Raw genomic sequence first — 10,265 nt, 5'->3', positions numbered from 1 at the left:
TTGGTTGACTACGGATGCTTGAGATTTCGAAATATAGCGGAGTTGACCGGTCCAAAGGACTCCAGGTCGATGCGTTGAGATGTGCTGGGATCGAGCAGGGTGAGCCTGCCATCCGTGTGTTCAATCACCCGAAATGGCGCTTCCGGCCCCATGCCACGACGTTTTCTTTCGCGCGCGAGTGCGCGAAGGGTTCCACGTAAAAACCCTTGTTCGCCCTTGAATACCATCACTTCTTTGCTATCAAAACTATCAATTGCGACAATCTGTCCATCCGGTGTATCAGCGAACATCAGATCGCGTTGCCACAGTATTGGTGCATCCTCGACCGTCCATGTCAGCCCCTGGTAGCGCGCGAAAGCCACCAGGCAAAGGACGAGACCCAGGAAAGCCAGCAAATACCCAATTGGTTTGCGAATGGGGGGCTTCATGTTTCCTGAAGGCATGGGGCCATTCATGCGGGCAAACCTTCTTGTTGTTGCTCTGATTGGGTCGGCAATGGAACGCTTTGAGCCACGATCCGCTCTGTTGTCCGTTCTTGACTCCAGGCTGCCAGCAGGATCCTGCCAACGGCCTGGGCATCTGGGATGCAACGAAGCGCAGGTTCCGGTTGGGTCAAACGCCATGCACGGGCATGTGGCCACAGATGCATCCAGGCGATGCGATCACTTGGGTAGAGACTCAAAGCGATATCGCCAGAGTTGCCATGAAAGTTCTTCAAAGAAGCTGACGCGATACGTTTGTGGGGCAAGTTGAAGGTGAGTGTGAGAACCATGCCCACGCGCATCACAACCCGCTTGTCGGTGATGGTGTACACCGTGGTTTTGCTGGAAAACCAAGCAACGGAACTCAGCAGCACCAAGGCCACGGACCCAGTCAGAAAACTCTTGATGAGGGAGATGGCTATCTCATGGTTGCCAGCATGGCTGTCCAACAAGTAAGCGAGTTGAATTGCCCACATGATCAGAAAGTAGATCGCAATTTTGCGGACATGAAACGCATGTAAAGCCAATTGCCGCCATTGCGGCACTCCCTGCCAAAGCATTTTTTCGCCAGGAGGCAAGGGCTCGGGCAGCCCTGGAGCTGCCTCGAACTCATGCTCATGGGTTGCAATCACAGCAAAGGTTCCTGCCGGCTGGGATGGGCATAAAGCAGGCCTGCGCCGAAGTAGCCCATGATCTTTTCTTCTTCCAGGAGCGTGATTTGTTCCGGAACACGTGTCTTGGGAACATTGCCAAACTGGTAGGACATCAAGGCGTTCACATGAACCCCTTCTTTATTGATCCGGGCGAAATTCATCGGGATCAACACGCGAGCCTCAGACCCCTTGAGTGCCACTTCAATGTAGCGGAAGATGGATTCCGACTGGTCAACCCACATATCGCACACTTGCCCCGCACTTTCCTTGTCCGCGCCAATGACCTGAAGGCCGCGAGGATCAATGTTCTGCTTGGCGACGTTGTAGTCCTTGGCAACCCGCAAAGGAACAATTTTGGGTGCGCCTTCGTAAGTGAGATCTGGCTCGTCAGCGCGCATGGCCCAGGCACCAGGACCCACACCGGCGAGCAGAGGGTCACCTTTTGGCACGATGTTGCCACCGCTCCATGGGTTGTTGCCGGGTTCAAAGGAGAACTCGCCATCGGGCCGGTCCGGGTTCGGTGCAACCATGTCGGGGCCATGGCGCATTTTGTAGGTCTTGGGCTGTACCAAGGGCCAGCCTGTGGTCACCGGGCCATTGACGCGACCCGGGTCCATTGGATAACCCTCGCGGTGCGCCTCTCGTTGCAGGTAATAAATCAGGCCGGCAAAAAATGCCCAAAAAACGTAAAGCACAAGCTGTGCTACGTCGAAAGATTGTGTGAAACCACCAATTTCCATGGTCAACTCCTTCAAAAAATCTACTGAATAACAGGGGCGATCCGGACGTTGTTTGTGGCGCGGACGCCGTGTCTGACCAAGGGGCCAACGGCAATGAGCGTGACAAACAACAAGAGCATTTCAACGTGGTAAACCACGCTGTAACCAACCGACGGCACCGCAAAGGCGGCGCCAAAAGCGCCACCAGCAGTTAACTGCGTCACCAGGTCGCGCAACGCGCCACCAAAAAACATGGCCAGTCCCGCAGCGGTCGACTGCACAGCACCCCAAGCCCCGAGTGCCAAGCCCACATAACCACCACCATCCAGGCGCATGGCTGTGAACAATGTACCAACGGCAAACAGCCCGCCACCCAGGCCGATGCCCAGAGCGCCAAGGCGAAACAACCACCCAGCCTCAAGCGGTGCAGAAAAGATGACGGCAGAAAACGCCGGGATGCCAATCATGGCGCCACCCGCCGCCAGCAACAAAGGATCCATGCCTCGGGCCAGTTGGCGACCGGCCAGCAAAAAGCCCATCAAGCCACCGCCGGCAAGCATCGCGGTCAGGGCACTTGTCGCACCCACACTCAAATGCAAGATCTCACCGCCGTAAGGCTCCAGCACAATATCCTGCATGTTGAACGCCATGGTTCCCAGACCCGTGGTCCACAAAAAACGCCGTGCGTTGGGCAAATTGATGAAATGCGTCCATACCTCTTTGAACGCAGGTTTGGGCGTCTGTTTTCGTGCCGCAGCACGTTGTGGATTGCGAGCTTCTTGCTTCCACAGGGCAAATGCGTTGAGCATCAAGACAACCATGGCTGTCCCTTGAACGACTTGAACCAGACGTTGGGCACTGAAGTCCGTCAGCAGGACGCTGAAAACCAGACTGCCGCCCACGGCGCCCGCCAGCAGCATGATGTACATCAAGGCGACGACCCTTGGACGCGTTTCTTCACTGGCCTGATCCGTGGCAAGTGCCAGCCCTGCGGTTTGGGATGTTTGTAATCCCGCACCGACCATCAAAAAGGCCATGGCTGCGACACCTTGCGCCAGCCAGGGCGGCAGAGGCCGCTCCCCCTGACCGGTCAGGGCCAACAGTGCAAAGGGCATAAAGGCCAACCCGAGAAACTGGACGAGTGTTCCCCCCCACATAAAAGGAACACGTTTCCAGCCAAAAGCAGATTGGTGTGTATCTGACTGGTAGCCCGTGACCGCACGAAACGGTGCGACCAGAAGAGGAAGCGCGAGCATCAGTGACACCAAGGATGCTGCCACACCCAATTCAACAATCATGACCCGGTTGAGCGTACCAATCAGGAGCGCCGTGGTGATGCCCATCGTGACTTTGAATAACGACAAACGCAAAAGCCGAGACAGAGGCAAACCCGCACTGGCCACATCCGCAAAGGGCAGCCACTGCGCAGGAATACTCTTGGCAAGACGTTTGAACGTTGCAGCTCTCACGATGTCTGCCACTCCATCGCTTGAGATTGGTAAAAACCGCTGGAAATTCTTTGGGTCCGACCTCGGTTCCACAGAGCCAGCGAAGCATGCTGGGCCATCAAGCTGGCAATTCTTTCTTCGGCCATTGGTTCTAACCACGGGGCGCGGTTGCCGCGAGGAAAAATGCGCCCAACCGCAATCATGAATGCCAGCAGCGGCGTGCGTGGTGCAAAGGTGAACAAAATGGAGGACGAAGTCCGCTCGGCCAGTTTGGCCAAAGCACTGACGGCATCTTCGGTTCGGTAATGAATGATGGAGTCCATCGCGACCACATGATCGAACTTACCGAGAGCTGCGTCAAGCATGTCGCCGCTGCGAAAATCAATGCGACTGGCGACATCTGGAGGCAAGCGGTTGCGTGCGAGTTCAACCAAGGTGGGTGACAGATCTATCGCCACAACTTCGGCGCCTCGACGTGCTGCCTCTACCGACAGCGCGCCGGTACCACAGCCTGCGTCCAGGATGCGTTTGCCGTGAAGATCGGGCGGCAACCAGGAGAGCAGTGTTGCGCGCATGTTGTCCCGTCCGGCGCGTACCGTCGCCCGCACCCGTCCCAGGGGGGCATCCGATGTCAACTTTTCCCAGGCTGCTGCGGCGGTTCGATCGAAGTAGTTTTCAATCTGACCACGCCGCTCCTGGTAGGTGTTTTCGTTCATGCGGTGGCCTCAGTCAAAACCCAACAGGTCAAAAATGTCCCGATCTTTCATCGGCACAGCAGGCAAGGGATCCGTACCCAGCCAGAGGGCAGCAGCCAATCGCATGTACTCATCCTGCACCGCTTTGACGGCTGGTGTGGGTTCCAACTCAAACAGGGTGGATTTGTTCAACCGGCTGCGGCGAATTTCATCCAGGTTCGGGAAATGGGCCATGGTTTTCAGACCAACCACCGCATTGAACTTGTCAATTTGGTCCGTGGCATCGCTGCGGTTGGCAATCACACCACCGAGCCGGACGTTGTAGTTCTTGGCCTTGGCACCAATGGCTTGGACAATGCGGTTCATCGCAAAGATGGAGTCGAAGTCATTGGCGGTCACGATCAATGCGCGATCAGCGTGTTGCAGCGGGGCGGCAAAACCGCCACACACCACATCACCCAAGACGTCAAAGATCACCACATCGGTGTCTTCGAGCAGATGATGTTCTTTGAGCAGCTTCACGGTTTGCCCCACCACGTAGCCACCACAGCCTGTGCCGGCGGGTGGTCCGCCAGCCTCTACACACATGACACCGTTGTAGCCCCGATAGACAAAATCCTCAACGCGCAATTCTTCGGCGTGGAAGTTGACGGCTTCCAGCGCGTCAATCACGGTGGGCATCAGCTTCTTGGTCAGGGTGAATGTGGAGTCGTGTTTGGGATCGCAGCCAATTTGCAGCACGCGTTTACCCATCTTGCTGAAAGCCACTGACAAATTCGACGAGGTTGTGCTCTTGCCAATACCACCTTTGCCATACACCGCAAAAACTTTGGCGGTGCCAATCTTGACGGCAGGGTCGAGCTGCACTTGCATACTTCCCTCGCCATCCAGATGACGGCCACCTCGCCGTATATCTGACAGGGGGACTGCCGTGGTTTCGATCATGCGGGAACTCCTTCGTAAACACCTTCTAAACGGTCTTCCAACTCCTCACCGGCGAGCCGCAGCGCGTCCATGGTTTCGGCATTGGGTTGCCAGTATTGGCGCCGTGACGCTTCCAGTAAGCGGTTGGCAAATTTGGTTGATGCGACAGGGTTGAGCTGGGCCAGCCGTTCGCGCATCTCAGGATCGAGGATGAACGTCTGTGCCAACTGCTGGTACACCCAGGGTTGAACCTGTCCGGTTGTAGCGGACCAGCCCATGGTGTTGGTGAGGTGGGCCTCAATCTGACGCACACCTTCATAACCGTGTTGGAGCATGCTTTCATGCCACTTGGGATTGAGCATGCGAGTGCGTGTTTCCAGCGAGACCTGTTCTGTCAAGGAACGTACCACCCCGTCACCTTGTGTCTGGTCGCCGATATAAACAGGCGGGGCACTGGCTTGGGTACCTTCAATCTTGTGTTTGGCCTGCAACACGGCGCGACTCACGCCGCCCAAAGTGTCAAAGTAGGTATCAATGCTCGTCACCCCTAGCTCCACCGAATCGAGGTTCTGGTACGTGAGCGAGACACTGGCCAGCGCGCTTTGCAACAGGACGTTGTTGCGCACGGGGCGACCCTCGCGGCCATAAGCAAAACCTTTGCGTTGGGTGAAGCAGTTACCCAGTTCGTCCTCATCCTGCCAGACGCTGCTGTCGACCAATTGATTGACATTGGCACCATAGGCGCCCTCGGCATTGCCAAAAACCCGCAATGACGCCGCCTCCATGTCACCTCCGTGTTCTGCCATGAAGGCCAGAGCGTGTTTGCGGACATAGTTTTGGTCTTCCGGTTCATCTGCTGAGGCCGCCAGGAAAGAGGCCTCAGCCAGAAGCCGGATTTGCATTGGCAACAGGTCACGGAAGATGCCTGACAGGGTGATCACCACATCGATACGCGGGCGGCCCAGCTCCTCCAGCGGCATCAGGCACGCCCCTGCAAGCCGTCCATAAGTGTCAAAACGGGGCAGGGCACCCATCAACGCCAAGGCCTGGGCCAGCGGCCCACCTTCAGACTTCAGGTTGTCGGTACCCCAGAGCACCATTGCAACCGTTTCCGGCAGCATGCCACCGTCTTGCCTGTAGCGGGCGATGAGTTTGTCGCTCTGGCGCTGTGCATCTTTGACAGCAAAAGCGGATGGGATGTGGAATGGGTCAATGCCGTGAATGTTGCGGCCGGTCGGCAACACCTTGGGGTTTCGCAGCAAATCTCCCCCAGGTGCCGGGGCGATATAGCGTCCATCCAGTGCTTTGAGCAAGCCTTCGATTTCACTGTCTTGGCCAAGCTGGTAATTGGTGGCTACCAACTGCTTCAACGACTCAAGCTGGGCCTGGTTCAGATCAGTCGCGAGCGGCATCAGGTCTGTTTCGGACGCACCGTCCACCAAATGTTCCAGCAATTCAGCATTGTCGATACCCATGGCTTGGGCCAGCGCCTTGAGTGTGGTGAGGCGCTGCTCACGCGTTGGTGTTTTGCCAACGATATGCAGACCTTCCGGGATCAATGTGTATTCCAACTCCAGAATCTGGGCTTGCAAGGCGTCAATCCAGGGGACTGCAGCGCCGTTGGCCTGACCATCAGTGAGCTCTGGCTTGGTATGTGGCACCGCCAAATCGAGTGCTATGGCCTGCGTGTGCAACATGTCGGCCAGTTCCGGACGTTCTTTGGATTGGTCCGGCTCCAGCGCACGCCACCGCTCAAGCGATTGCTTCAGCTCAATCAAGCCTTTGTAAAGACCTGCTTGAGCCAGTGTTGGTGTGAGGTAGCTGACAAGCGTTGCTGCAGCGCGACGTTTGGCCAATACCCCTTCCGACGGGTTGTTGGCGGCATACAGATAGACATTGGGGAGTGCGCCAATCATCCGTTCCGGCCAGCAGTTGCCTGACATGCCAGCCTGTTTGCCGGGCATGAACTCCAGCGCGCCATGGGTGCCAAAGTGCAACACACAATCGGCGTTGAAGTCATTTTGCAAGTACCGATAGAAGGCACTGAACGCATGGGTAGGTGCCAGACCGGACTCGAACAACAAGCGCATTGGGTCGCCTTCGTAGCCAAAACCAGGTTGCAGTGCCACCAAGACTTCACCAAACTGGGCGCCCAAGACAAAAATGCTCTGCCCATTGGTCAAATGTTTGCCAGGTGCCGGCCCCCACTGTGCCTCGATGTCATTGAGCCACCGTTCTTGTTGTACATGTTTTTCAGTAGGGATCAAGGCGTGCACATTGGCTTCGGTTCCGTACTGGCTGGCATTGCCTTTGAGAACGGCTTCGCGCAGGGCTTCCACACTGGCTGGAACGGTCACCCGATAGCCTTGTTTAGCCAGCGAGGTCAGCGTGTTGAACAAAGACTCAAACACAGACAGAAAGGCGGCCGTTCCTACTGCACCTGCATTGGGCGGAAAGTTGAAGAGCACAATTGCAATTTTGCGGTTCTCACGCTTGGTGCGACGCAAAGCCACGAGTTTTGCCACCCGCGTTGCCAGCATCTCGATGCGTTCCGTGCAGGCATACATGTCCTCGGTTTTGTTGTCTGCCGTGAACTTGCACAGGCGACCACAACCAGCGCAAACCGTGCCATCCGAACCAGGGCGGCCGCCGTAAATCATGGGCACCGTGGAGCCGTCCAGCTCAGGAATGGCGACCATGATGGTGCTTTCCACCGGCAGCAAGCCCCGGTTGGAACCTCCCCACTTGTCCAGAGACTGGAACTCCAAGGGATGTGCCGCCAGATAGGGAACGTCAAGACCCGACAGCACCAACTCGGCTGCTTTGGCATCGTTGTAAGCAGGTCCACCCACCAGCGAGAAACCAGTCAGGGAAACCAGGGCGTCAATGTTGACCTTGCCGTTGGTCTTGAAATAGCGCTCAATCGCCGGGCGGGCATCCAAGCCGCTGGCATAGGCTGGAATCACCCGCAATCCCTTGGACTCCAGCACATTGATCACAGCATCGTAGTGCGCTGCATTACCTGCCAGAAGATAGGAGCGCAGCAGCAGCAAACCAACGGTGGGTTGTTGCTTGGACCCCGTCGGCAAATGGCTCAACTGATCGGACAGCTGCGTTTTCATCCGCGGGTGATACACACCTGTGTCCGGGTACTCCACCGGGTCTTGGGGATGAGCCAGATCGCGCAGCTGTTGCCTTGGGCCGCTGGCGTAGCGCTTGATCAACATCTGCACCATGTTGCTCACGTTTTGCTCGGAACCCGCCAGCCAATACCGCATGGTCAGGAAAAACACCCTGACGTCTTGTGCTGTACCCGGAATAAAGCGCAAGAGCTTGGGGAGTCGGCGCAGCATCGCCATTTGTTTGGCGCCAGCATCTCCGCTGGATTCTTCCCTCTTGAATCCCTCTTTGGGGGTGGGGCGAAGCTTTTTGAGCAGCCCGACCAGCCCCCCAGCTTGCCCGCCCATGGTGAACTTGCCCATGCGGGTGAGTTGCATGACCGGCGGTGCCGACATGATGCACACCATGGCGTCACATTGCTCTCGCCTGGCCTTGAGTGTCTCCAGCACGGGCAGGTAATGGTCCTCCATGAACAGCATGGTGGCAATAATCACATCCGCGTTCTGGATGTCGTTTATGCTGCTGGCAAGCGCATCAGCGTTGTCGCGCCAGGATGCTGCGCTATGAATTTTGAATGCCAAACCAGGAATCTGCTGGCGCAGGCTTTTGGACGCGCGTTCTGCTGCACTTGCCAGATGGTTATCCATCGTGAGCAAGAGCACTTTGATCGGGGTTTGCGCCCCCGAGTTGTCAGCGGCTGAAGTGAGCTTTCGCGTCATATAACGTCTCCACGGTGATGGTGCTCAGGCCTTGTTCCAACGCATACCGTTCCGTATTTCTGCGGGCTTTGCCTCGCACAAAAAAAGGTATTTTTCCCAGCTCTTTCTCGGCCTCAATGCTCCAAGCGCTTGAGGCTGGTTGGGCTGTGATTGGCTTGGGCAATTCAGTCTGAGCAACTTCTCTCAAGGCAGTCACTGGCGTCTCGGCCACACGGCTGGAACCCAAGTGTGATGGTGCAGCTCCATCGTGGAACTCAAAATCCTCACGGAACATGCCCAGCAGGTGCTCTTCCAGGCCCATCATCAGTGGATGCACCCACGTGTCGAACAAGACGTTGGCGCCCTCGAAACCCATCTGAGGGGCATAGCGGGCAGGAAAGTCCTGAATGTGTACTGGGGCCGAGATCACTGCACAGGGGATATTGAGCCGCTTGGCAATGTGTCGCTCCATCTGTGTCCCCAGGATCAGTTCTGGGTGAAGATGCTTGATCTGTTCTTCAACGGCCAGATAGTCATCGGTGATCAGCGGCTCAACCTGGTACTTCTTAGCCGCTTCGCGCACTTCACGGGCAAATTCCCGGCTGTAAGTCCCGAGGCCTACCACTTCAAACCCCATCTCTTCGCTGGCGAACCGGGCTGCAGCCACCACATGTGTGGCATCGCCGAACAGGAACACGCGCTTGCCGGTCAAGTAGGTTGAGTCGACAGACCGGGAGTACCAAACGGAGTGCATGTCATCTTCAAGCCCTACCGGAATGGGCAGTTCGGACAGACTGGTAACTTCCCGGATGAACTCGCGTGTGGCACTCACACCAATTGGTATGGTTCGGGTGTAGGGTTGATTGAACTGGCGTTCCAACCACTGCGCAGTTGTGTTGGCTATTTCGGGATAAAGAACAACATTGAAATCCGCTTGCGCCAGCTTGCGAATATCCTCAACCGACGCGTTTAACGGCGCAATCACCTTGACTTCTATACCCAAGGCCTGCAAAAGCTGAGAGATCTCGCGTACGTCGTCGCGATGCCGAAATCCCAGTGCCGTAGGTCCCAAAATGTTGCAACTGGGCTTGTGGGGAGCCGCAGACAGGTCCTTGTCAGCTGGCTTGACCAGGTTTCGGACAAGTTGGTAGAAGGTCTCGGATGCTCCCCAGTTTTCCTTGCGCTGATAAGCGGGTAACTCAAGCGGAATCACCGGTACGGGCAAATTCAGAGCTCTGGCCAAGCCGCCCGGGTCGTCTTGGATCAGCTCTGCCGTGCAGGAAGATCCCACCAGTACCGCCTGTGGCTGAAAGCGGTCAAAAGCGTTGGCGACAGCTTCCTTGAAAAGCTGCGCTGTGTCACCACCCAGATCCCTTGCCTGAAAAGTGCTGTAGGTGACCGGTGGGCGCCTGGGCAGGCGCTCAATCATGGTGAACAAGAGATCTGCGTAGGTATCTCCTTGTGGCGCATGTAATACGTAGTGAACGTTGGTCATGGCCGTAGCCACTCGCATGGCGCCCACATGG

General features: G+C 56.6%; 8 protein-coding genes. All 8 read right to left on the bottom strand.

The window, feature by feature from the left end; all coding sequences use genetic code 11:
- Positions 1-8: 8 nt before the first annotated feature.
- Genes puhC through bchB form a run of 8 tightly spaced genes read right to left on the bottom strand, consistent with a single transcriptional unit; the run spans position 9 to position 10,252 of the window.
- Entirely contained in the window at positions 9-455 is a 447-nt protein-coding gene (gene puhC, locus RF819_RS04425) for a photosynthetic complex assembly protein PuhC (protein WP_242472702.1), read from the bottom strand.
- On the bottom strand, positions 452-1,114 hold the full coding sequence (puhB, locus tag RF819_RS04420; RefSeq protein ID WP_078363853.1) for a photosynthetic complex putative assembly protein PuhB: 663 nt from the start codon (positions 1,112-1,114) through the stop codon (positions 452-454). The genes puhC and puhB overlap by 4 nt, the downstream gene beginning before the upstream one ends.
- Positions 1,111-1,875: a photosynthetic reaction center subunit H gene (gene puhA / locus RF819_RS04415; protein ID WP_078363852.1), complete on the bottom strand. Its 765-nt coding sequence runs from the start codon at positions 1,873-1,875 to the stop codon at positions 1,111-1,113. The genes puhB and puhA overlap by 4 nt, the downstream gene beginning before the upstream one ends.
- A 20-nt stretch (positions 1,876-1,895) precedes the next feature.
- Positions 1,896-3,323, bottom strand: a complete 1,428-nt coding sequence (locus RF819_RS04410) for a BCD family MFS transporter (RefSeq protein WP_244899868.1) — start codon at positions 3,321-3,323, stop codon at positions 1,896-1,898.
- Positions 3,320-4,018, bottom strand: coding sequence for a magnesium protoporphyrin IX methyltransferase (gene bchM / locus RF819_RS04405; RefSeq protein WP_078363851.1), 699 nt, complete (start codon positions 4,016-4,018; stop codon positions 3,320-3,322). The genes RF819_RS04410 and bchM overlap by 4 nt, the downstream gene beginning before the upstream one ends.
- A 9-nt stretch (positions 4,019-4,027) precedes the next feature.
- Positions 4,028-4,942: a ferredoxin:protochlorophyllide reductase (ATP-dependent) iron-sulfur ATP-binding protein gene (gene bchL, locus RF819_RS04400; protein WP_078363850.1), complete on the bottom strand. Its 915-nt coding sequence runs from the start codon at positions 4,940-4,942 to the stop codon at positions 4,028-4,030.
- A complete protein-coding gene (locus RF819_RS04395) occupies positions 4,939-8,760 on the bottom strand; it encodes a magnesium chelatase subunit H (protein WP_078363849.1) in 3,822 nt (1,273 codons plus the stop codon). The genes bchL and RF819_RS04395 overlap by 4 nt, the downstream gene beginning before the upstream one ends.
- A complete protein-coding gene (bchB, locus tag RF819_RS04390; protein WP_242472707.1) occupies positions 8,732-10,252 on the bottom strand; it encodes a ferredoxin:protochlorophyllide reductase (ATP-dependent) subunit B in 1,521 nt (506 codons plus the stop codon). The genes RF819_RS04395 and bchB overlap by 29 nt, the downstream gene beginning before the upstream one ends.
- Positions 10,253-10,265 lie beyond the last annotated feature (13 nt).

Origin of the sequence: Rhodoferax fermentans, from assembly GCF_002017865.1 — a bacterium.
GTDB lineage: Bacteria > Pseudomonadota > Gammaproteobacteria > Burkholderiales > Burkholderiaceae_C > Rhodoferax > Rhodoferax fermentans.
Note: the sequence above shows the minus strand (reverse complement) of the source record. Positions and strands in the feature narration are given on the sequence as shown.

What these genes read in the sequence shown, in the direction of transcription:
- puhA (WP_078363852.1), bottom strand. Translation starts at nt 1,875, where the DNA reads ATGGAAATTGGTGGTTTCACACAATCTTTCGACGTAGCACAGCTTGTG.
- bchM (WP_078363851.1), bottom strand. Translation starts at nt 4,018, where the DNA reads ATGAACGAAAACACCTACCAGGAGCGGCGTGGTCAGATTGAAAACTAC.
- bchB (WP_242472707.1), bottom strand. Translation starts at nt 10,252, where the DNA reads ATGCGAGTGGCTACGGCCATGACCAACGTTCACTACGTATTACATGCG.
- bchL (WP_078363850.1), bottom strand. Translation starts at nt 4,942, where the DNA reads ATGATCGAAACCACGGCAGTCCCCCTGTCAGATATACGGCGAGGTGGC.
- RF819_RS04395 (WP_078363849.1), bottom strand. Translation starts at nt 8,760, where the DNA reads ATGACGCGAAAGCTCACTTCAGCCGCTGACAACTCGGGGGCGCAAACC.
- puhC (WP_242472702.1), bottom strand. Translation starts at nt 455, where the DNA reads ATGAATGGCCCCATGCCTTCAGGAAACATGAAGCCCCCCATTCGCAAA.